The 22,272-nt window shown below is 36.0% G+C and carries 18 protein-coding genes and 1 pseudogene; 9 read left to right on the top strand and 10 right to left on the bottom strand.

From position 1 onward, the window contains the following. Positions 1-114: 114 nt before the first annotated feature. The 7 genes and pseudogenes from DIT68_RS16390 to DIT68_RS03165 all read right to left on the bottom strand — a co-directional run bounded on the left by DIT68_RS16390 (position 115) and on the right by DIT68_RS03165 (position 6,432). On the bottom strand, positions 115-267 hold the full coding sequence (locus tag DIT68_RS16390) for a hypothetical protein (protein ID WP_199223372.1): 153 nt from the start codon (positions 265-267) through the stop codon (positions 115-117). Beyond that, a pseudogene (locus tag DIT68_RS03190) lies at positions 251-838 on the bottom strand (zeta toxin family protein). The gene DIT68_RS16390 and the pseudogene DIT68_RS03190 overlap by 17 nt, the downstream one beginning before the upstream one ends. Before the next feature lie 274 nt (positions 839-1,112). Then, positions 1,113-2,306: an ABC transporter permease gene (locus DIT68_RS03185; RefSeq protein ID WP_109358370.1), complete on the bottom strand. Its 1,194-nt coding sequence runs from the start codon at positions 2,304-2,306 to the stop codon at positions 1,113-1,115. Beyond that, positions 2,303-3,073, bottom strand: coding sequence for an ABC transporter ATP-binding protein (locus DIT68_RS03180; protein ID WP_109358369.1), 771 nt, complete (start codon positions 3,071-3,073; stop codon positions 2,303-2,305). Before DIT68_RS03180 ends, DIT68_RS03185 begins: the two co-directional genes overlap by 4 nt. Positions 3,074-3,273: 200 nt before the next feature. Then, positions 3,274-3,753: a YehS family protein gene (locus DIT68_RS03175; RefSeq protein ID WP_109358368.1), complete on the bottom strand. Its 480-nt coding sequence runs from the start codon at positions 3,751-3,753 to the stop codon at positions 3,274-3,276. A gap of 23 nt (positions 3,754-3,776) precedes the next feature. After that, on the bottom strand, positions 3,777-5,708 hold the full coding sequence (locus DIT68_RS03170) for a phospholipase D-like domain-containing protein (RefSeq protein WP_109358367.1): 1,932 nt from the start codon (positions 5,706-5,708) through the stop codon (positions 3,777-3,779). Position 5,709: 1 nt separating this feature from the next. After that, positions 5,710-6,432: a 2-phosphosulfolactate phosphatase gene (locus DIT68_RS03165; protein ID WP_109358366.1), complete on the bottom strand. Its 723-nt coding sequence runs from the start codon at positions 6,430-6,432 to the stop codon at positions 5,710-5,712. Positions 6,433-6,761: 329 nt separating this feature from the next. Here DIT68_RS03165 and DIT68_RS03160 point away from each other — a divergent pair, with 329 nt between their 5' ends. The 5 genes from DIT68_RS03160 to DIT68_RS03140 are packed head-to-tail and all read left to right on the top strand — an operon-like array spanning position 6,762 to position 16,284. After that, a complete protein-coding gene (locus DIT68_RS03160; RefSeq protein WP_158276097.1) occupies positions 6,762-13,448 on the top strand; it encodes a carboxypeptidase regulatory-like domain-containing protein in 6,687 nt (2,228 codons plus the stop codon). Then, a complete protein-coding gene (locus DIT68_RS03155; RefSeq protein WP_109358364.1) occupies positions 13,411-14,535 on the top strand; it encodes an FAD:protein FMN transferase in 1,125 nt (374 codons plus the stop codon). The genes DIT68_RS03160 and DIT68_RS03155 overlap by 38 nt, the downstream gene beginning before the upstream one ends. Before the next feature lie 50 nt (positions 14,536-14,585). After that, positions 14,586-14,819 (top strand): hypothetical protein, encoded by a 234-nt coding sequence (locus DIT68_RS03150; RefSeq protein ID WP_109358363.1) that lies wholly within the window; start codon positions 14,586-14,588, stop codon positions 14,817-14,819. Beyond that, the gene (locus DIT68_RS03145; RefSeq protein WP_109358362.1) at positions 14,806-15,774 is read left to right on the top strand and encodes an RHS repeat-associated core domain-containing protein; all 969 of its coding nucleotides are present in this window, start codon (positions 14,806-14,808) and stop codon (positions 15,772-15,774) included. Before DIT68_RS03150 ends, DIT68_RS03145 begins: the two co-directional genes overlap by 14 nt. 9 nt (positions 15,775-15,783) lie before the next feature. Then, the gene (locus tag DIT68_RS03140) at positions 15,784-16,284 is read left to right on the top strand and encodes a hypothetical protein (RefSeq protein WP_109358360.1); all 501 of its coding nucleotides are present in this window, start codon (positions 15,784-15,786) and stop codon (positions 16,282-16,284) included. A 66-nt stretch (positions 16,285-16,350) separates the two neighbouring features. Here the strand turns inward: DIT68_RS03140 and DIT68_RS03135 are convergent, their stop codons facing one another. The 3 genes from DIT68_RS03135 to DIT68_RS03125 are packed head-to-tail and all read right to left on the bottom strand — an operon-like array spanning position 16,351 to position 17,188. Continuing rightward, complete coding sequence (locus tag DIT68_RS03135; protein WP_109358359.1) at positions 16,351-16,644, bottom strand: type II toxin-antitoxin system RelE/ParE family toxin; 294 nt, start codon at positions 16,642-16,644, stop codon at positions 16,351-16,353. Then, positions 16,644-16,853, bottom strand: a complete 210-nt coding sequence (locus DIT68_RS03130) for an addiction module protein (RefSeq protein ID WP_109358358.1) — start codon at positions 16,851-16,853, stop codon at positions 16,644-16,646. Before DIT68_RS03130 ends, DIT68_RS03135 begins: the two co-directional genes overlap by 1 nt. Next, entirely contained in the window at positions 16,850-17,188 is a 339-nt protein-coding gene (locus tag DIT68_RS03125; RefSeq protein ID WP_109358357.1) for a helix-turn-helix domain-containing protein, read from the bottom strand. Before DIT68_RS03125 ends, DIT68_RS03130 begins: the two co-directional genes overlap by 4 nt. Before the next feature lie 153 nt (positions 17,189-17,341). Here DIT68_RS03125 and DIT68_RS03120 point away from each other — a divergent pair, with 153 nt between their 5' ends. From DIT68_RS03120 to DIT68_RS16265, 4 genes are all read left to right on the top strand, one after another. After that, positions 17,342-19,891 carry a CHC2 zinc finger domain-containing protein gene (locus DIT68_RS03120; protein WP_109358356.1) on the top strand — a complete coding sequence of 850 codons (2,550 nt, stop codon included), beginning with the start codon at positions 17,342-17,344 and terminating at the stop codon, positions 19,889-19,891. A 118-nt stretch (positions 19,892-20,009) separates the two neighbouring features. Then, on the top strand, positions 20,010-20,891 hold the full coding sequence (locus DIT68_RS03115; protein ID WP_109358355.1) for a tyrosine-type recombinase/integrase: 882 nt from the start codon (positions 20,010-20,012) through the stop codon (positions 20,889-20,891). Between the two features lie 15 nt (positions 20,892-20,906). Continuing rightward, positions 20,907-21,764, top strand: coding sequence for a tyrosine-type recombinase/integrase (locus DIT68_RS03110; protein WP_199223371.1), 858 nt, complete (start codon positions 20,907-20,909; stop codon positions 21,762-21,764). Positions 21,765-21,769: 5 nt separating this feature from the next. Then, on the top strand, positions 21,770-21,931 hold the full coding sequence (locus tag DIT68_RS16265; protein ID WP_158276096.1) for a hypothetical protein: 162 nt from the start codon (positions 21,770-21,772) through the stop codon (positions 21,929-21,931). The last annotated feature ends 341 nt before the right edge of the window (positions 21,932-22,272 follow it).

The raw sequence follows: 22,272 nt of genomic DNA, 5'->3' as shown, positions 1-22,272 counted from the left end.
TCTGATTGAATAGTGTGTCGTGTTTCAGCGCCTAAATTGGGTCAGTTTAAAAGTTTGGGGATTAAGTTTTTTCTTGACTAAGAATCCCAGTATAAAAATTGTCTTTAATGTTTGTTATTTCGGTTTTATTTTCACGATTTTATCACCCTGCATTATTACAAGTTCACTGTTTTTAGTTTTCTTGAATTCAATAAGGCGTTCATAAACTTTATCAAGTCCGTTTACAATCTTGTCTTTTAATTCGATTTGTTTATCTTTTTGTGTCATAAACTTTTTTTAGTTGTTTAAATTTTTCGGAATCAGTTATTTCTAAATGGTCAATTCCCATTTTGTGAGCAATCAGTTCGTGCTTTCCGTAAGAGTTATCAAAAATTAATACTCCATCAACAATCGGAAGGTACAAGTCAAATAGATTATAAATTCCTTTAAGATATCTTCTTTCGATTACGTTTTCGGGAATATTGTGTCCTCCTTCTTTTACTCTAATTTATACTCTTTGTATTGCGAGTTCTATGTTGTTAAGCCAAAAAAATAGTAGAGTAACGATGTATCCTTGTTTTTTTGCTTGAATTATTTTATTTCGATAACTCCTTGTTGATAGTGTTGTTTCGAATGCAAAACTCTCGTTTTCTTTCAATAGTTCGTTGATTCTGTTTATCATTATTCGACCAGATTCGAATGCAACTTTTTCAGGTTGAAAAGGAGATAGTCCTTTTGCAATTTCATCAGCGTTTACAAATTCTTTACATTCGATTATTTCTGGCAAAATGGTATATGATGCCGTTGTTTTACCAGCACCATTACATCCAGAAATTATGTAAAGATTTTTCGTTTCCATTTAAACAAATTTAGTTTTTTTTAAGTTGGTTTTGACATTGAAAAAGATTTTTCTGTATCCTTTTTGAATTAGGGTTAAAATCGTGAAATCTCTATTTAGAATTCAACACACTTTTTAAATCCTAAAATAGCGCACTTTGTTTAGGTCCGGGAAATAAGCTAAAAATTGTTTTAGCTTCTAAGATCTTATTAAAATACACTAACAAAAGCACAGCCGAAGCCATGCTTTTGTTAGTGTAAATGCGATCAATTGATCAAAGCTGTTAATTCAAATATCAACTGATAATATTGCTTTCCTTACCAAATCGCTTATAAGAAAATAATACCGCGATAGCCGCCACTGCAACCATTACGATATAGCTAATGATAAGAAGAATTGGGTCAATTGTTCCTGCGACCATTTCTTTTGTGGCCAAAACGATATTTACGATTGGAATAAAAGCTGTGGTATAATCTAATTCGATATTTGGAAGTAAACCAACAAACGCTGGAAGGAAAATGATAAAGTTTACTGGAGTCAGTACACTTTGAGCCTCCTTAAATGATTTTGCGTAAATGGTAGCTGGAATCATGATGCCTGCAAAGAATATCGTTAATGGAATTAATAAAACCAAAAGCCCCAATATGAACGAAGGGGTTAAAATTCCGTCTATAATTGAACTCAATCCGGGTACATCTACGATATTGAATAAACGAAGTCCAGCAAACATTCCTAACAAAGCGAAAACAGCTGCCGCGATTCCAGATAAGGAAATCACCAACATTTTACCGATAAGAATTTTCCAACGGGGAACAGGAGTAGTGAGCAACGTTTCTAAGGTTTTTCTTTCTTTTTCTCCTGTGAATAAATCGATTGCTGGATACATACAACCAATAAAACCAAAGATAATGAATAGATATGGGAGGAACCCTCCTGCCACTTTTCCAATAATTTCTTTTTCGCTCGAAATATCTATGTACTGCTGATTAATAGGATCAATTAGTTGTTTGTCTAGATTTAATCTTTCAAAACGTTCTGCAAGAAGTGTATTTTCAATTATGCTCAAGTAGTTTTCTACTCTGTCTTTGTTTCCTAAGTTCACACCTTTATGATAAACCTGAATTGTAGTTTGTCGATTATCCGCTTGTTCAGCATCGAAGTTTGAAGGAATAATAAAGGCCAATTGAATTGAATCCATACTGATTTCCTTTTTCAATCCTAAAGTATCTTGTCTGAAAATAAGTTCTTTTGGTCCTAAAGAATCAGGAATTGCGGAAAGTCTTTGGGTGAATTGGTTTTCCGTGTGATCAGAAACCAAAGCTATTTTTAAAACCTCTTCCTTTTGTTTGTCGTCAAAGTATTTTGTAACTGTTGTAGACAAGGCCAAAAGAATTGGAAAAACCAAAACAGGGACAACAATCATTGCAATAATCGTTCGGCGATCACGCAATGTATCTTTTAATTCTTTTTTAAATATTGTAAAAATCATGACTTCGTATTTTCGTTGATTACACGGATAAATTCTGCCGTTAAACTGTCGGTTTGCATGTTGTCTCTAAACTCTTGCATGGTACTTCTCAAAACAATATTTCCTTTATGAATAATGGCTAAATCATCACACAATAAATCTACTTCACTCATAATGTGAGAGGAGAAAATGACTGTTTTTCCTTGTACTTTGCAATCACTAATGAGTTTAATAATGTTTTCGGCGGTAATTACATCTAAACCACTAGTGGGTTCGTCAAAAATAACCACTTTAGGATCGTGAATCATTGTTCTCGCAATCGAAACTTTTTGTTTCATTCCGGTACTCAGCCTTCCAATGCGCTTGTCTTGAAAGTCATGCATTCCCAAAAGAGAATATAAATTTTCTTTTCTTTCTTCAAAATCAGCATCTGAAACTCGGTACAACTTAGCGAAATATGCAATGATCTCGTTCGCTGTTAAGCGCTCATAAAGTCCAGTAGATCCAGTTAAAAATCCGATGTCTTTCTTGGCTTCGTTTGGCTTTTTTTGAACATCAATTCCATTTATTTTAATACTGCCTTGCGTGGGTTTTATTATTCCGGCCAGCATTCTTAAAGTTGTTGTTTTTCCTGCTCCGTTTGGACCGAGCAATGAAAATATGCGTCCGGGTTGACATTCAAAACTAACGTCTTTCACAGCTAAGGCAACTTTGTCTGTTGTATTGTTTTCCTTTTGCTGTTTTTTTGTTAATTCGAACTCCTTGCGTATGTTCTCGACTTGAATCATAAGTTTTTATAAAGTGAAAATTGGATGTTATCGTTTAAAATCTGAGCTAAAATAAGATTTTTGTTTTAACTGTGCTTTCTGAAAGTGTTAATGTTGCCGTAGGATTAGGGTTTTAAAGCGTTAAAGGTATACAGTATTTATTTGTGCATTTAACGAATAGTGCCCTGCGGTACAAATGATCACAAACTAATCTTTCCTGACTACTTTTTATTTTTTATGGCTTCCTCTCTATATTTCAACTGCATTCCATACAAGAAGTTTCTCAAAAACTGGTCATTACACTTTCTGTATTGTCTTTGTGTTGGTTTACGGAAGAAAGCACTTAGTTCGTGTTTACTGACACGCATGTTTGCTAAATCCAAAATGTCTAGAATATCTATATCGTTTAAGTTCAGAGCGATTTTCAATTTTCTAAAGATGATATTATTGTTCAAGTTGTCTTCTGGTCGCATGGGTAAACCTTCTTTTTTTCCGCGTTTTTCATTGATGAAGCCGTTGAGGAAAGTTGCCATTTCCTTATCGATCATTTTTACATAAGATTCCTCTTCTTCTTTTTTTAACCAATCGCATACTTGAGCTCTTGTGGCTTCCATTCCTGCCGAAGCAAAAAGTGCCATCATTTCATCGTCGCTGTAGTCAAAAGCATATCTAATTTGTCGTAAAATATCGTTGTTTGTCATGTCTATTATTTTTGAATGTTTTATTACTCTTCTTTAATGAATAAGAATGGTTTTAGTTTTTCTAATGTTTTAATACCGATTCCTCTAATCTGCGTGAGTTCTTCAAGTTGTTTAAATCCTCCTTTGTTATCTCTATACGCGATAATGGATTCTGCCGTTTTTGGACCCACTGAGGGAATTAACTCCAGTTCTTTTGCTGTTGCTTTATTTAAGTTGAGCGGAAAAAGATTATCCATCATTTTTGCTTCCTCTGTTAATACTTTTGTTTTCACAAGATCTGGAAATGCCCACATGCCTAAATTGTTCTCTATTGCATTTTTCTCGGCCATTTTAAAACTTAGAATAGAGTCTGATTGCTGTCTGTTATAGAAAGAGTAGGAGGCATGTCCAGAAGCGATCATTTCTCGATTAACAGCTATTATTTCATTCCCCTTTTTAGCGGTGATATAAGCAGAATATCGGCTAAATCTGTGAGAAGGAATTTCTTTTCCAGCACTCACTTTTAATTGTGCTCCCTTAATTAATTCCTTCAAATAAGTATTGGATTCTTGGGCAAAGAAATAACTTGAGTCTTTGTGCCCACCCCAAACCCTGGGCATATTAACACCCAACAAGGAGACAGGGTAGAAAATATTGGTTTCTAGTTCTATTTCGATGTTGCCATTCTTACCAAATCTAAAGTTATCATACCATACGCTGGTGTCAATTTTTGGATAATGGTGGTAGCTTTTACCTTCTGCACGATTCATCACTCCTTTAAAATCTTGCAAGAACTGATTAGCAATTTTATTGTCGTAAATCATTAAAATATTCTCGTCATTAGCAATCTCAGCAGCCGCAGAAAAGTTGTATGATCCAACAATGGTTAGTGCTTTGTGTTTCTCTGGATAAGGATACTGCGCATCAATAATCATTGTTTTTGCATGCAGTTTTCTTACTTCCCTTCCAGAGGCAATTTTTCTGTTCCCAAAATTCATTTCCGGTTGAGCCCAAATTTGACCATTATTTCTGTATCGGGCGTAAAAAGCGGGATCAATCACTCCTTGGAGATTAATTTCCCCTCTGCCTGATCTCTCGATTAATGCCTCGCTAATGGGAATATTTGGACTTATAGCAAAAGCCAAAAAGTGAACATCGTGTTTTGCGTATTGGTTAATTAAATCCGTGATGCGGGCAGAAATACTTGGCTTTCTTTTGTCTCTGTCAATCGGACCAAAATAAGCTTCTACTTTTGTATCGTTTACGTAGTGCAGATTGTTGGAAACGTTGCGCTTGTCCTTATGAAATTTTGCTTTGTTGGCATTAGGAATTTCGGTATCGCTTCCCCACATTTGTTGAAATTCTTCTCCATAAATACCACTTAAACCGCTGTCTTTAATAACGAGTGTTGCATTGGTGTTCCATGGTCCGGTGTAAGTAATATTCATGGTTCCCGTCCAAAGGTAGTCGTCTTCAGGATTGTCACTTAACAAATCGAAAACTGCAAACTTATGGTGCATATTCGCTCCCGAATTGGGCAATCTTTCATACAATTCTATGATGCTTCCATCGGGGTGGTAAATTGTACCACTATCATCAATATTATAAATGCCAGCCGATCTTAAAGTATCCCACATCGGTTCTAAGAATCTGGGTGCGTGACTCCTGTGAATAACATCCGTAATTACCCTCACGCGAACTCCTCTTCTTGCTGCGTTGGCAAGTGCATGACCCACCCGCATATTTTGTAAATCGTAGGCTACTAAATCGATGCTGGTTTTTGCGCTATCAATCCGATCCACAAGCGGCTGAATCATATCGAAGAGGTCGTTAGATTCATTGTTGGGTAAAGCGTATGAATGGTCTGAAATACTGTTAAAATAAACTTTAATCCACTCCACTTTACTAGTGTCAGCTTGACCCGCCGTTAATAGGCCAGAAAACAGAAAGGAGAGTGCAAAAAGTGTATTTTTCATACTAAAATTCTAGTTTTTCAATTCTGTCATTTCTCAAAATTGGAATTACATCCATTGAATTGGGTGTAAGACAAAACTTAATGTCTTCATTCAAATTTAGTTTTTTTAATCTTCTTCGGTGTGAACTAGATTTTAAGAATCCAAAATAATTGTCTTTTGCTGCAAGAAATAAATATTTGGCCGCTACGGAGGAATCGTCATTTGAAGTGAATTTTCCTGTTTTCAATAAACTTTCGGCAATGGCACCTCCGCAAATGGTATCTTCTAAGTTAAATTTATCCTTCCAACCAGAAGCTAAACACAACACATTTTTGTCTTGTTCAATGAGCCAGTTACAAAGGAAGTTAAGGTTGGTTAATGCTCCAATTACCACTGTTGGGGCATCTTTTGCAATATTAATTGCACGCGTTCCATTGGTGGTGGAAAGTACAATGTCTTGTCCCTTTAATTCTGGTTTCATATAGCTGTACGGCGAGTTACCAAAGTCAAAACCTTCCACGATTTCACCTTGTCTTTCCGCTCCAACTAAATAGCCTTTGTCTTGATATTCCTTGGCTTCTTCTATCGTTGAAACTGGAATAACACTGTTCACGCCATTATGAATTGCCGAGCATATGGCGGAGGTTGCTCTCAGTACGTCAATCACTACTATTATATCGAACCGACCTTTGAAATATTCGTAATCGGCAGGTGTGTAACACACTTCAATTAATTTTTTCTGCATGGGGCGAATTTAATGAATTTCTCCGATTGGAATTGGGATAAGTCTAATATTGCTTAAAATTCCAAAGTTTAAATGAGGTTTTAGACCTTTTTTTATCTTTAAGGTTGAGGTTAATAAAAATTGAGAAAAAATTGGGTGATCTACTGTGAATGATTGAGTCGTTAAAGATTTGTTAATCAGTTTTTTATCTGATGTGTATGAATTGTGGACATTTCAATTGTCGGTATTCAATAGATTTATTTTATTTTTATCGATATTTGTAAGTTAAACCATGAATTTTAAACGCAAGATGTAACAGTTTCTGTATGCGAGCGTTCTATATAACTAAGATGAAGCATTTTTTCTCAATTTTCACATTTTTCATTATTTCTATCGCCTTTACTTTTGGGCAAAACATAACCTATGATGGGAATGTAACAGACATGGACTCTGAAAAAGCGATAGCTAATGTTGCGGTCACGGTCTATGCTAATGGCTCCGTTGTAACCAGCGCCAAAACCTCGCCCAATGGTTCTTATTCGGTAAACTTTCTTCCCGGAAAAAATTATACTGTGAAGTATACAAAATCTGGATATGTCACGAAGATAATTTTGTTGGATGTTTCTGATGTTGTTGGAGAGGACATGCCAGCAGGAGGAAAGATTTTTCCACCAATTAATTTAGATTTGTTTAAAGAGCGACCAGGGACTGATTTCTCTTTCTTGGAAACCGAACCAGTGGTAAAATGGACTTTGGACGGTGAACGAATGAATTATAACAGAGGCCAAATGACGTCTGTTAAAAATAAAATTGAAGCTAAATTACAAGCTGCAGTTGACAAAGAAAAGAACTTAGAGGCCGAATATAACCAGTTAATCAAAGATGCTGACGCGCTATATGCTAGCAAGAAATATGAAGAAGCCCTCAATAAATATGTTGCAGCCCTGCAAATTGAGGGAAAACAAAAAGAGGCGCACCCCAATGCTCAATTAATGAAGATTGAAGAGTTGCTTCAAAAGAAAGAGGAAGAGGAGTTGGCATTTCAACAAGAAAATCAAGCGTACTTGAATTTAATCACTGCGGCTGACAATTTTGCAAGCACAAAAGAATATGACAAGGCCATTGCGAAATATAACGAGGCTATTGCGATGAAGTCTGATGAGCAATATCCAAAAGATCGAGTAAAAGATTTAAAAGTTGAAATGGCCAATGCAGCCAAAAAAGAAGAATTCGATAAAATTGTAAAAAGAGCAGATGGTTTCTTCAAGCAAAACAGTTTACAGGCAGCAAGAGATACTTACAAACAAGCCTTGAAGATTCTTCCTAACGAGGAACATCCAAAAAAACAATTGGAAATTATTAGTGGTAAATTAGATGCACAATTAGCCATAAAAGAACAGAAAGACAAATACAATGCAGCGGTTAAAGAAGCTGATGAACTTTATAATGCGGAAGATTACGAAGGGGCAATCGCTAAATATGAAGAAGCGTTAACCTATGAAAGTGCAGCTACTTATCCTCCTGGTAGAATTAAAATGGCGCAAGATATTATCGCTGAAAAAGCTGCAGAAGCTGAAAAAATTGCTTCTTTCAATAAGTTAGTTGCGGAAGGTGACGCTGGTGTGATCTCCAAAGATTTCGAAACTGCGGTGGCTAAATATACCGAAGCAATTGCTTTGATAGAAGATGCAGCGGTGCAAACAAAGTTAGACAACGCTAAACAATTATTAGCAGATCAAAAGAATAAAGAACAACAGGAGGAACAAATTGCTACTTTAATGGCGAGTGCACAAGAAAAAATGACGGCCGAAGATTATTCCAGTGCAATTACAGATTATTCTAGTGTTTTAGCTTTGGTTTCAACTCATCCAGAAGCATTAGCCGGAAAAGCAAAAGCGGAAACTTTATTGGCCGAAAAAAATGCATTGGCAGAGAAAGAAAACCAGTTTAATGAATTGCTTGCTGCGGCAGACAAAGCATTTACAGCTAAAACTTGGCAAGAAGCAAAAACTAAGTATTTAGCGGCTCAAGCTATTTATGATGACAAAGAACATGTAAACAATAGAATTGCGGAAGTAGAAGCTAAAATTGAACAAGAAGGACTGAATAATCAAATTGAAGGCTTGATGACAAGTGCTAACGAAAAGTTGAGCACTGAAGATTATGCTGGGGCAATCACAGATTTTGATGCAGTTATTGCACTGAAATCAGATCATACTGAGGCGATTGCAGGAAAGAAAAACGCCGAAGACTTATTAGCGAAGAAAGAATCACAGCAAGCACAAGAAGAAGAATTTAATGCAATTGTGGCTGATGCTGATGCTGCTTTTGGACAAGAAAATTGGGAGGAGGCAAAAGGTAAATACTTAGAAGCTAAAGCCATTTTCTCCGATAAAGAACATGTTAGGTCACAATTGGAGTTGGTAGAGCAGGCAATTGCTGCTGAATTAGCAAAGCAAGAGGATTTAGCGAAAATTCAAACTTTGTTGGGCGAAGCAACAGCATTAAAACCAGAAAACAAATGGACAGAGGTGATTCAAAAATACGAGGAAGCCTTAGCCATTAAACCTGAAAGAAAGGATATTTCAGAGTTATTAGCTGCAGCGAAAGTGAGTAAACAAGAGTATGAAGCCGCGCAATCTCAAGAAGCTACAAATGCACAAATTCAAACTTTATTGGATGAAGCTTCTGCATTAAAGCCAGAGAATAAATGGTCGGATGTGATTCATAAATATGAAGAAGCTTTGGCGTTAGACGAAACAAGACCAGATGTTTCAGAATTGTTAGCTGCTGCTAAAGTGAGTAAACAAGAATATGATGCAGCACAATCTCAAGAAGCTACAAATGCACAAATTCAAACTTTATTGGATGAAGCTTCAGCATTAAAGCCAGACAATAAATGGTCGGATGTGATTCAAAAATATGAAGAAGCTTTGGCGTTAGACGCAACAAGAACAGATGTTTCTGAATTGCTAGCTGCGGCGAAAGTGAGTAAACAAGAATATGATGCTGCTCAGTCTCAAGAAGCAACAAATGCACAAATTCAAACTTTATTGGATGAAGCTTCTGCATTAAAACCAGAGAATAAATGGGCAGATGTGATTCAAAAATATGAAGAAGCTTTGGCGTTAGACGCGACAAGAACAGATGTTTCTGAATTGTTAGCTGCTGCCAAAGTGAGTAAACAAGAATGGGATGCAGCGCAATCTCAAGAAGCTACAAATGCACAAATTCAAACTTTATTGGATGGAGCTTCTGCATTAAAGCCAGACAATAAATGGGCAGATGTGATTCAGAAATATGAAGAAGCTTTAACATTGGACGCCACAAGAACAGATGTTTCTGAATTGTTAGCTGCTGCCAAAGTGAGTAAACAAGAATGGGATGCAGCTCAGTCTCAAGAAGCTTTGGAAACCGAGTTTAATGCAATTGTTGCAGATGCAGATGCTGCTTTTGACGATGAAAATTGGACGGAAGCAAAAGACAAATACCTAAGCGCTAAAGCAATTTTCGCAGATAGAGAACATGTAAATTCAAGAATTGACGAAGTGAATGCGGCCTTGGCTAGTTTGCAAGCAAATCAAGAAAGCGCAGCACAGATTCAGACTTTATTGGATGAAGCTTCAGCATTAAAGCCAGACAATAAGTGGACAGAGGTGATTCAAAAATATGAAGAGGCTTTGGCGATCGATGATACTAGAAATGATGTTTCAGAACTTCTTTCAGCAGCAAAAGAAAGTAAAACTGCGTATGAAGCAGCACAATCTCAAGGAGAACAATTTGAGCAGTTAAAGCAAGCAGGAAATGAATTATTGACACAAGAGCAATGGAATGAAGCCAAGTCAAAATATGAAGAAGCACTGCAATTAAAAGCAGATGCTGAAATAGAGGCCAGCCTTGCAATTATTGAATCAAAATTAGCAGAAATAGCAGCATCAGAAAATAAAGAACAAGAGTACAATGCTAAAATGGAAGCCGCAGAAGAGTTCGCATCGGCAGAAGAGTATGAAAAAGCACTAGAAAGTTTTAAAGCAGCATTAAGCATTAAAACAGGTGATGCAACCGCAACTGCAAGGGTTAGTGATATGCAAGCAAAACTGGATGAGTTGGCTCAAGCAGAAAACCTCAATCAAGAGTATAGCGAGGCAATGAAACTTGGAAAGACAGCAATGGAGAATAAAGACTATTCGGCAGCTGTGAAAGCCTTTGATGATGCTTTAATTGTTCTTCCAGCAGATGCAGAAGCGACAACACTCAAAGAGCAAGCAAAAGCTAAAATTGCAGAACTTCAAGCAGAGGAGGAAGAGTACAAAGCATTTGTAGAATCGGCATTGGCGAAGTATGATGAAGCCATTGCGGAAGACAACAACATTGCAAAACTGGAAGAAGCGAAATCTATTTTCGGTTCAGCTCAAAATATTCGACCAGAAGCTTCTTTGCCTCAAACAAAAATTGTTGAAATTGATAATTTACTGCGCAAGATAGAAGAAGAGGCGGCTGCAAGTAATCAAACGGAAGAAAACGAAAGATTGTATAAGGAGCAATTGGAATTGGCCAAGGTTGCAGTACAAGGCGAGAAATATGAAAATGCGATTGCATTCTTAAAAGAAGCTCAAAGAATTAAGCCGGAAGAAACTTTTCCAACAACTGAGATTACAAAATATCAAGCAATTTTAGACAATGCAAGCGCAGCAAAAGAATTGGAGGCAAACTACATTTCATTAATTGAAAAAGCAGACGTAGCATTTGCAAATTCAGATTACCAAAACAGTATAGAGTTATACAACGAAGCTTTAAACTTAAAGCAAAATGAAGTCTACCCTAAAGAGCAGATTGCAAAAGCAGAAGAAGGAATTACCAATAAAGCATTGAACGAAGCCGAAGAGGAGTATCAAAACTTTATGGAAAAAGCGAATGCACAATTCGAAAATAAAGATTTTGAGAATGCATTGACAAGTTATCAATCTGCATTGTCTGTCAAAGAAAATGACTCAGACGCAAAGGACAAAATAGATGAAACGCAGCAGATTTTAGATAATCTTTTAAAAGCTAAAAAAGCAAGCGAATCATTAAAGCAACAATTTGACCAGTTAATCGCTGATGCCGATCAATTGTTTAAAGGAGAGAAATATTCAGAAGCGACTTCAGCGTATCGAAATGCATTAAAAATTAAAGAAGATGATGCTTATGCTAAGGAACAACTTCAACTTTCTATTGATAAAGCGAAAGAGCAAAACGACCAGAAAAGAGATAAAAGATATAACCAGTCGGTTAGCGAAGCAGATAATTTCTTCAAGAAAGAAGAATATGAGAGTGCAAAAGCCGCCTATAAAAGAGCTTTAGGTTTTAGAAACTATGAGCAATATCCAAAAACGCAATTGGCTAAAATCACAGCGTTAATCAATGCAAAAATTAAAGCTCAGGGAAGTGTAGCCTATATTGGCGAACAAAGAAATATTTCCATCATAGAAGGAGCTGCATTGCTTCAACAAGGGGAGATAGACAGAGAGAGAATTAAGCAAGAAAAAGTACTCAACAGACTAAATAAATTTGAAGGCGAAGAAGCAGATCGTTCATTGAGTGATTTTGAAGAACGTTTAGCATTCGAAAATGAAGTAACTTCAATCAAAGAAATTAGAGACAATACCAAAATAAGCGATATTCAAACCAAAAGAGAAATAGCAGATGAGGTAGATAATCAAATGATAGATTTCGAAAAAGGAGCTGCAGAATACAACCGTTTTAAAGAAGGTGAACTGTCTAGGGCAAGTCAAGCTTTAGTTTTTGCGAATGACGATTTCGATCAAGAAAAAGCCGATTTTAGAGCTTTACATAAGGAGTCCATTGAACAAATTAAATCCATCGAAAATGAAAGAAACAATTTGAATGCTACAGAGTCTGCCCATCATGATGTGAAGGTTACTGCGACAAGTGAAGAATTGGTTGAAATGGACAACACTTTTGATGAGTTCTTGGTTGTAAATGAAGAATATCAGCAAGAAACAGAGCGACAAGTGAATGAGGTGAGATATGGAATTGACGATAGAAAAGTCGTAGAGAATAATGACCTTTATGAGAAAGTGATCGACCTTCAAGATCGTTCTATTTTGGCAGAAATGAGAGTTTCTGAATCTACAGAGGAGAAAGACATTATTCAGCAAATGCTAAAGGAAGACATCATCGTGTATGAGGCCGAACTGCAACGTAAACTTGCTGATCAAGCCAGCGAAGTGCATCAAGAACAAATTATCATTGATGACCAACTTACCGCCGCAGGAAAACAGTTTGAGGAAACAAAAGAAGGCAAAGACGATTCGAGATTAAGAGCGGTGGAACAATTAAAAGACATTGCACAAGATCAGCTTAGACAGGAAGAAGACCGAATTGAGGTAAAGAAAAATACAACTGAAGAGATTTACCTTGAAGTGGAAGGGGTTAAAACTTTTCAAGAGGAAAGTGCTCGTCAAAATGTGAAAGACCTCACTGTGGTAGATGAGGACGTGACCAATCGAATGACCGTTTTTGAAAAAGGAAGACAAAAGCAGGAAAACGATGAAGTAAAGGCGAACCAAGTTACTGAGAGTAAAATTCAAAGCATAGACAAAAGAGAGGAATTGTTACGTGAAGAAAATATTGAAGAACTTCAAAATACCTATGAAGAATTGAAAGGACAACAAATCCGAATTGAGAATAAAAATCAGAACATTGATAACAATGCAAGCAAAGAAAAACAAACTACGCAATCTTATGTCGACGGTTTAGAAAATAACGATATTAAATTTACTGAAACAATTGCCAACACGATTGGTGACGATTACCCAGAGGGAGTAACACAAGAAAATTATGTGCGTGAAGACAGTAAAGGAATTCCAATTAAAATTGTAACGCGAAGAATTGTCGTTACAGATGGAAGAGGAGAAGTTTACATCAGAACACAAACAAGAAATGGCTTAACATATAGCAAAAATGGTTCACCTATAACCGAACAAAACTGGATCTATGGAACAGAAAACGCAAACTTGGAAAAACACTACTAGAACGCTCTTACTTGGAGGCTTGTCTCTCTTCTTTGTAGCTTGTAGCTCGGAAGAGACAGTTTTACCGGATGAAGAACATGTTGTAGAATATTCTAACAACACCGAAAATGTGTGGTGGAATAACATGAAAACCATTTCCGGAAATGCCTTGGGAACCACTTTCATTATTAAAACCAGTGATGATTCTCTGCTCACCGATCCACAAGAAATTGATGATTTAATTAATGCCTTTAATCTGGAACTATCCACTTACATTCCTAATTCTTTAATTAGCGAATTCAACGAAAACGATTCTGTAATCAACTTAAATTCCACTCAGTTTTTCAAAGAATGTTTCGATTTAAGTCAAGAGATTTATGAAACTACCGAAGGCGCTTTCGACCCTACGGTTTATCCTTTGGTGAGTTTGTGGGGCTTTTTTAAAGACATTAAAGTTGCACCAAATGATAAGGAAATAGACAGTGTTTTGGCCTTTGTAGGTCTTAATAAAAAGGGGTATGAATACAAAGAAGGACAACTCTCGAAACTTGATCCACGATTTAAATTAGTTTTCAATGCCATTGCAAAAGGACAGGCTGTTGATGTAGTGGCCGAATTTCTAAATTCAAAAGGTCAAGAAAACTACTTTATAGAAATAGGCGGCGAAATTCGAGTAAAAGGAATAAACGACGACAAAAGAAAGTGGATTATCGGCATAGACGTTCCTGTTGAAGAGAATACAGGAGTTGAAGGTTTTGAAAATAGAGAGTTAGAAAACTACATCGAAATTACCAATAAAGCAGTCGCTACCTCAGGAAATTACAGGAAATTTTATGAATTAGACGGCAGAAAATACAGCCACACCATTAGTCCAATTACCGGCCGACCAGTGAGACATAATTTATTAAGCGTTACAGTAGTTGCAGACGATGCAGCTTCGGCAGATGCTTATGCCACAGCGTTTATGGTAATGGGCGTAGAAAAATCGATGCAATTAATGAAAGACAGTACAGATCTAAACATAGATGCTTATTTATTGTTTGAGAATAAACAAGGACGTATAGAACGTGCCTATAATAGAGGAATGAATATGTACTTAATGGATTAAAAAAATGCATATCCTTTTCCAATTTAATTTTAAATGATTATACTCACAACATGATGACAAAAATATATTTATTACTCGCCACAATTTGGATGACTTTAGCAACTTTTGCTCAAACCCCACAACACGTAACTCAAACCGATAGTGAACAAGTCAATTTCTGGGAATCAGACACCGCAATGATCATCGGTGGAGTGTTGATTTTAGCACTGATAATAGCCAGAACTTGGTCGAAACGTATTCATAAGAGGCGTGATGAGGTAATTAGTGAGGATGAGGAGAAGTAATAGAGGATTGGTTTTGGGTTCTTACCGTTATGGCTTCAATGGGATGGAGAAAGATGATAACATTAAAGGTGAAGGAAATAGCTATGATTTTGGGGCCAGGATTTATGACCCAAGAGTGGGGAGATGGTTAAGTAGAGATGCGTTAGAAGGTAAAAAACCATTTTTATCACCTTATCAAGCTTTTAAAAACAATCCTTTAATGTATACTGATCCAGATGGTAATGATGAATATTTATCTTATATAATTACTAACGAAAAGACAGGTAAAACAACTCGTTTGGATGTTCTTACAGCTCACTCGACTAAGATAATAGCATTCGGTAGTTCTAAAGATGTTCATTCCAATAATTATTATGATTTCAGAACTGTTAAAACAATCACACAGCATCAGGATGGAACGACTTCTATTACGACCAATTATGAAATTCTATATGAGGATGGAATAAAAGATTTTGATCTTTCTTATGGATCTTCAAATGTAAAACCAAATGGATATATAAAGGATGAAGCTGATGGTTGGACGTGGGGAGTTGGTTTATCTCCAGAAACACAACCTGGTGGATTTAGGTTGACCTCAGATGATGGCGGAGCTTCCCCCACAAAAACGATATCAGAAAATGATGTTGAGAGTCGAGACATAGGAGATTTACTTGATGCATTAGGTGCATTAAAGAACGGAAGTTTAGGGAGTGATGATGCGGATAAAATAAAGGATATCGTAGATATGGTTCAAGATTTGAATGAACTTGTTCCGCTTGATGGAGGTGGAGGCACGGGAAGTGGTTCTGCTTCTTCAAGTTCTAGTGGTGAGAGCCCAAGCAATGGAGTTAATAATGATAGTATTTGGGTAAAACAAAAGCATACGTGGATTACTCCGGCTGGTCGAGATTCGAAAATTGATTCAACAAAAGTTAAAAAAGGTGAGGAACATAAGGTTTCCAATAGAGTAAAATAAAAAAAACATATGAGAAATATTTCATTCAGCTTACTGGTGATTTTAGGATTTTCAGTAATAAGTTGTTCAGGGTCTTTAGAAAAAAACAAAGCCTTACAGAAACAAATTACTTTACTCAAATCGAAGAATGACAGCTTGAATCATATTATTGATAATAATGTATGGATTACGGACAAATTTAACTCTGAAGGGAATTTAGTGCCCATAACCTTATCTCGAAGTATAGATTATATTTTGGGAGACACAGTAAAGATTTATGGTACTCTTGGAATACAGGATGTTGACAACCTTTCGTTATCTGTTAATATAGAGGGTGGTATTAATATTAAGGTCGACAGTACTTTATTTTGGACTTACAATTATGTTCCTACCGCAACAGGTATCGATAAGCTTGAAGGTTATTACTTATTAAATATTAAGGGAAATAAAAGTAGATTAATGTTCAAACATTTATTACATGTTCATGATAACAAAAATTCGCTACTGAAGAGTATAACGGGTGATAATTAGTTTGCATCAAATTACAAAGCCCCCAAGCTGCCGCGAGAATTAGCGCAGCTTCTCGTGGCCTTGGGCTTACCTTTTACTCCACTTCTGTGGACTTCTAGAAGTATGAAAAATAGCAACAATAATGATTTCATTCTCAATGATATTAAAATGCACACCGTAGGGAAATTTCTTTAAAAAAGCGACTCTGGTTTGATTGTACCGAATTTGAATCTTCAAAGGATTTTTCTGAATATTTTGGATGGTTTTAGAGATGTGTTTTTCAAAGGTGAGACCTAGGTTGTCTTTTTGATCTTCATACCAAAGAAAAGCATCTCTGATATCGAGCTCGGCAGCTTCTGAAATAGATAAAGAATACTCCATTATCGTTTAAAAATATCTTGTTTGGCTTCACTCCAGCTTCTTGTTTTCATTTTGCCTTCCTCTACAAGTTTTAATCGCCTCTCAGCTTCTTGTTGCTGTTCTATAGGAATATCTATTTCATCCGATACCGAAACATAGTCAAGGGTCTTGATAAAGCTTAAAAAGGCTTTAAACTTGGTTTCATCGATATTTAAAGTGATTTGTTTCATGATGCGTAGTTTTGACGAGTTTTATAATCTCTAATCACTGAATCAATCACAGAAAAGAGATGTGTTCTAAAGTCGGGTTTCATATTTTGAATTTCCTGTAATCGTTTTAATGTGCTTTTGTCAAAAGATGCATTGATGCCTTCTCCAACTAAATAATCTAGTGAAACATCAAAAGCATCAGCAATCTTTTTTGCAGCATCTACTGAAGGAATGGCAATCCCTCTTTCGTATTTACTAATCATTTCACGAGATACTGTGCTTTGATTAGCTAAATCTGTTTGCGACCATCCTTTTTCCTTTCTAAGATTGGTCATTACTATCGCTATTTTATCCATAATAAGCCTGTTTTGCGTCTATTAATCTTAATTCCTTACAAATATACGGCATTATTAGACGATAAAAAATAAGATAATTACTTGTTGTTTTGGAAATATAATCTATTTTTGCGTCTAATAGTTACATAAAAAATAAATTAAAATATTTTTCAAATGAACATCCCATCCCTCAAAAGCAAACTCGACATTCTACAGATCGGAGAAGAGCTTGGAATAAAAATCGATAAGCATGGAAAAGCGCATTGTCCTTTTCACAATGATAAAACACCAAGCTTTCAGTTTTCTAAAGAAAAGCAAATTGTTACGTGTTTTAGTGGGAATTGTTCGGCAGGAACAATGGATGTAGTGGAACTGGTGAAGAAATACAAATCTTTAGAACTTCCTAAAGCTTTGGATTGGTTACAAGAGAGAACTGGAGAAGTAAATCAAGAAAATTTAACCCAATCCCAAACCGCAACAAAACCAAACTACCAAAGCGACTTCCAACAAATGCAAAGCAGTTTTCTAGCCAGTAGCACAGCAAGAAAATATGCAGAAAGCCGAAATCTTGATTGGAAGAGTCTTGAAGTCGGTTACAATGCTTTTAAAAGTTCAAGGTTTAATTATTTACGTGGTTGCATTACTTTTCCTTTGAAAAATGAAAAGGGAGACATTGTCTCTTTGTATGGCAGATCAGTAAGAACAACTGGAGGAAATCATTTTTATAGTAAAAACAGAATTGGACTTTATCCAGGCTATCCAAATAGAGGAACAAAAAAACTGATTTTAACCGAAAGTGTAATTGATACGGCTTCACTTTTAAATAATAAGGAGATTACAGAAAGCTTTGCTTTACTATCGCTTTACGGCACAAACGGCCTTACAGCTGAACATATTCACGCCATCCAACAAATCGAAAGTTTAGAGGAACTTATTTTGTTCTTTGATGGCGATCCGTCAGGAAAAGAAGCCAATTTAAAGCATGCGAAGTATTTAAAAAGCTTGTTTTCAGAAACCACAATTAGAATCGTTCAAACTCCTGAAGGAACAGATATAAATGAACTTTCTGGAAGTCATGATAAGGGAATTTTCTCTGATTTAATCAATAAAGCTGAATCTTTTTTCTTTTCAGTCGATCCCGACACTTCGGGAGACACGCTTTCAAAAGAGCAAGAAACAGTTGAAAACAAAAAACTACCTGAATCTACCCAAAACACTTACAAACTCGATACAAATCACAAATACAATTTAAAATACCAAACCGATACGGCTAAATATGAAATCAAGGGAGGAATAGCCAAAAACGGGCTGGACAGACTTGTAATCAGTTTACATATTATCCACCTTGAAACAAGGAAAAAGAGCCGTGTAAGACTGGATTTATACGAAGATAAACAAGTAGAAAAAACGGCTAGAGAAGCTTCTGAAAAATTGGAATTAAGAGCAGATTTATTGGAACAAGATTTAAATTACTTAGCAGATCTGCTGGATGAATATAGAGAACAAGAAATAAAAGAGAAAGAAGAAAAGGAACAGGAAAAGCATTATGTAGTTCCTGAAGATGAGAAAGAGGAAGCTTTTAAGCTTTTGAAAAGCGATGATCTGATCCAAAAGATTAATCAGCTTATTGGTCAGTCTGGAGTAATTGGAGAACAGGGAAACCGAGTATTTTTATTTTGTATTGCAGTCAGTCATAAATTTGAAAACACACTCCATGCTTTAGTTCAGGGAAGTTCTGGAAGTGGGAAAACGCATCTTGTAAGACAAATTACGGATTTTATGCCACTCGAAAACGTGATTCGTTTAACCAGAGTTACCGAGAGCAGTTTTTATAATTATGGAGAGTATGATCTGCAAAATAAACTGGTGGTTATTGAAGATTATGACGGCTTAAAGGATGAAGCTGAGCTTGCTTTTAGAGAACTTCAAAGTAATGATGAGTTAAGAAGTTCTGTGAGTGCAAAAGATACTGAATATGGAAGTTACAGAACTCAAATTAGAGTTGTAAAAGGTCCAATTAGCAGTATGGCAGCCACAACAAGAGGCGCAATTTATGAGGATAATCTAAGCCGTTGTTTTGTGATAGCGGTGGATGAAAGTAAGGAACAGACGGCCAAAATTATAGATTATCAAAACAGAAGTGCAGCAGGAGAAATAAAAACCAATCAAAAAGATAAAATTCAAACGCTCCTGCAGAACTGTATCCGATTATTAAAACCAATGGAAGTTATTAATCCTTTTGCCAGTAAAATAAAATTACCAGAGCAAGCTTTTAAAATCCGAAGACTCAACAGTAACTTTCAAAGCTTTGTAAAGCAAATTACGCTACTCAACCAGTATCAGCGCAAGAAAGACAAACAAGAACGCCTTATTACAGCAAAAGAAGATCTTCAAATCGCAATTGAAATTATGTTTGATAGCATCATCTTAAAAGTGGATGAACTGGATGGGAGTCTAAGGCTTTTTTATGAGGATCTGAAAGCGTATGTAGAAACCAGAGGAAAGGAATATGAATTTACACAGCGAGAAATCCGCCAGGATCTAAGAATTAGTAAAACCCAAATGCAGCGTTTTATAAATGACCTTTTGGAGTTAGAATATATCGAAAGAAAGGGAACAGGAATGCATGGAGCAACAAAATATAAGATCAGTTACTGGGATGATAATACGGCTTTAAAACAGCGCATCAAGGACAATCTCAAGAATCAATTAACCCAGTTATAAAGAGAATAATCTATGAATGAATCGATTTAGGTTCGGTTTTGGGTCGATTTAAAAGGTGTAAAATCCAATTAAATCAGTACTTACAGAAGAAATCGACCCAAGACCCAAGAAAGTGTGTATGGAAGAAATTGAAAAGGCAGTCAAAAATTTTAAAAGTCATTTAGAGCGTTTGGGTTATTCTAAAAGCACGGTTTTAATGCTTCCCTCTTGCGTAAAGGAGTTTTTAAAGGTTCAGCAAATCAAAAATATACCGGCAATCACTTCCGAGCAAATCCAAACCCATTATGAGTATTTGCAAACCAGGCCCAATAAAAGAAAACCCGGAACGCTGAGCGAAAACCACATTAACCATCATATTTACGGCTTAAAACTGTTCTTTAAATGGCTGGAAGCAAACGGAAAAATACAAATGAATCCAATCAGCGGTCTTGAGTTCGAGGCGCCTAAAACAAAGCCAAGAGAAATCTTAAGTTTAAAGGAAGTAGGTGAGCTTTATGAGACTTGCGAAAATCACTGGCAAAGAGCTGTTTTGGGAATTTATTACGGCTGTGGCCTTAGAAGATCTGAAGGAATTAATTTGAATATAAAGGATGTTCACTTTAGGAGTTCACTTCTGTATGTTAGAGAAGGAAAGGGAGCAAAAAGAAGAGTTGTTCCAATGAGTGAAAACGTAAAGAATGACCTTCTAAACTATGCTTTAAAAGAACGCAGATCAAAGCCAGGGGAAACAGCTTTTCTAACAGGACAAATGGGCAGAAGAGTAAATCCAAAAATGCTTGTCAAAACGCTGAAAGAGTTGATAGATAAAGCACAATTAGAGAAGGCGGATATTGAGCGAAGTCGAAATATAAGCCTTCACAGTCTTCGCCATTCCATCGCTACGCATTTACTGGAGAATGGTTTAAGCATAGAAAACGTAAGAGATTTTTTAGGACACAGCTTTTTAGAAAGCACTCAGATTTATGCTAAAGTGAGTAAAAATCAATTGGATAAACTTTAAGAAAAACAATAAACTATGAAACTAGAAGACTACTTAAATAAACGCCACACTAAAGGCACAGCAGATAGATATTTACGAGACATACAGATTTACCAAAAAGCAAATCCAAACCATAAAACAGCAACTTACAGCGATATTATGGACTATATCGGAAAGCTAAGAGAACAGTATAAAAATCCGCAGAGCGTAAGAACGATTTTATACAGCTTAAAGAAATATTACAGTTTTCTAGTGGCTGCCGACCTTCGGCAAGATCATCCTTGCAAGTTTATCAATTTAAAAGACAAACAAAATAGAAATATCCAACTTCAAGATTTATTTACAAGTGATGAATTAGAACAGCTTTTAGACAGAAAAGAGCGGTATATTAATTTAAAAACCAAGAATCAAGTTGTTTTAAGTTTACTGATTTATCAAGGCTTAACAACTGGAGAATTAACAAGAATAGAACTTAAAGATCTTGATTTAGAAAAGGCTGAAATTTACATTAAATCTTCTTCAAAATTGAACAGTAGAACTTTGAAATTAAAATCTAAACAGATCCTCATTTTTCATAAGTACATTACTGAAGTTAGACCAAAAATCATAAAAAGAAAATCCAATATTTTAATCATCAACAAACTCGGAAACCCTGAAACTGGAGAACAAATCAGTTATTTAGTGGGAACGTTTAAGCACTTATTTTTAGACAGAAATCTAAATCCAAAAACCATCCGCCAAAGCGTGATCACCAATCTTTTAAAATCTGGAAATGATTTAAGAGTTGTTCAAGTTTTTTCTGGCCATAAATATCCATCAGCTACCGAGAAATATAAGCAAACGAACGTTGAGGAGTTAAAAAAGGAGGTTCAAAAATATCATCCATTAAAATGAAAGACATGAAAACAGAAGAGAACACAAGAAGAGCTTATATTTTGAAAAAAGATGGTTCTAAGCATTGGTTTGACATTCCAAATGAAACGGCAGAGAAAGTTTTGCGATTACAGAAAATGTTTAGAGAAGATGCTAAGAAAAAGGCTTCGAATGAAAGGAATAGCTAAAGAAAAAACGGGGGAAATATGGTATTCCTCACGTACTCACTTTATTCATAAAACACAAAAACAAGGGTAATACAGAGCTTCGCTGCGCTTTCGCCCTTGTTTTTGTCGTTTCGTTACACAAAGCTTTTGCAAGCATTGCTTCACTTCACTTGTTTTATTCATTACGTTGCGTGCGCTCGTCATTCATGGCTACTTTGTCTGCAAGCCGTATTTTCGTGCCTCAATACAGCTTACATCCACCGCCACTTCTTGTTTGGCTCACCGCTGAGTCGCTTCGGGCTTCGGCTGTGTCATGCTTTTTGTAAAGTCAATTTAGCCCAACTTCTTCGTTCCTAAAAGTT

This window comes from Brumimicrobium oceani (assembly GCF_003143775.1).
Taxonomy (GTDB): Bacteria; Bacteroidota; Bacteroidia; order Flavobacteriales_D; family Crocinitomicaceae; genus Brumimicrobium; species Brumimicrobium oceani.
Note: the sequence above shows the minus strand (reverse complement) of the source record. Positions and strands in the feature narration are given on the sequence as shown.

What these genes read in the sequence shown, in the direction of transcription:
- DIT68_RS03110 (WP_199223371.1), top strand. Translation starts at nt 20,907, where the DNA reads ATGAAACTAGAAGACTACTTAAATAAACGCCACACTAAAGGCACAGCA.
- DIT68_RS03135 (WP_109358359.1), bottom strand. Translation starts at nt 16,644, where the DNA reads ATGGAGTATTCTTTATCTATTTCAGAAGCTGCCGAGCTCGATATCAGA.
- DIT68_RS16265 (WP_158276096.1), top strand. Translation starts at nt 21,770, where the DNA reads ATGAAAACAGAAGAGAACACAAGAAGAGCTTATATTTTGAAAAAAGAT.
- DIT68_RS03155 (WP_109358364.1), top strand. Translation starts at nt 13,411, where the DNA reads ATGGAACAGAAAACGCAAACTTGGAAAAACACTACTAGAACGCTCTTA.
- DIT68_RS16390 (WP_199223372.1), bottom strand. Translation starts at nt 267, where the DNA reads ATGACACAAAAAGATAAACAAATCGAATTAAAAGACAAGATTGTAAAC.
- DIT68_RS03165 (WP_109358366.1), bottom strand. Translation starts at nt 6,432, where the DNA reads ATGCAGAAAAAATTAATTGAAGTGTGTTACACACCTGCCGATTACGAA.
- DIT68_RS03180 (WP_109358369.1), bottom strand. Translation starts at nt 3,073, where the DNA reads ATGATTCAAGTCGAGAACATACGCAAGGAGTTCGAATTAACAAAAAAA.
- DIT68_RS03125 (WP_109358357.1), bottom strand. Translation starts at nt 17,188, where the DNA reads ATGGATAAAATAGCGATAGTAATGACCAATCTTAGAAAGGAAAAAGGA.
- DIT68_RS03175 (WP_109358368.1), bottom strand. Translation starts at nt 3,753, where the DNA reads ATGACAAACAACGATATTTTACGACAAATTAGATATGCTTTTGACTAC.
- DIT68_RS03115 (WP_109358355.1), top strand. Translation starts at nt 20,010, where the DNA reads ATGGAAGAAATTGAAAAGGCAGTCAAAAATTTTAAAAGTCATTTAGAG.
- DIT68_RS03185 (WP_109358370.1), bottom strand. Translation starts at nt 2,306, where the DNA reads ATGATTTTTACAATATTTAAAAAAGAATTAAAAGATACATTGCGTGAT.
- DIT68_RS03130 (WP_109358358.1), bottom strand. Translation starts at nt 16,853, where the DNA reads ATGAAACAAATCACTTTAAATATCGATGAAACCAAGTTTAAAGCCTTT.
- DIT68_RS03145 (WP_109358362.1), top strand. Translation starts at nt 14,806, where the DNA reads ATGAGGAGAAGTAATAGAGGATTGGTTTTGGGTTCTTACCGTTATGGC.
- DIT68_RS03120 (WP_109358356.1), top strand. Translation starts at nt 17,342, where the DNA reads ATGAACATCCCATCCCTCAAAAGCAAACTCGACATTCTACAGATCGGA.
- DIT68_RS03150 (WP_109358363.1), top strand. Translation starts at nt 14,586, where the DNA reads ATGATGACAAAAATATATTTATTACTCGCCACAATTTGGATGACTTTA.
- DIT68_RS03140 (WP_109358360.1), top strand. Translation starts at nt 15,784, where the DNA reads ATGAGAAATATTTCATTCAGCTTACTGGTGATTTTAGGATTTTCAGTA.
- DIT68_RS03160 (WP_158276097.1), top strand. Translation starts at nt 6,762, where the DNA reads ATGAAGCATTTTTTCTCAATTTTCACATTTTTCATTATTTCTATCGCC.
- DIT68_RS03170 (WP_109358367.1), bottom strand. Translation starts at nt 5,708, where the DNA reads ATGAAAAATACACTTTTTGCACTCTCCTTTCTGTTTTCTGGCCTATTA.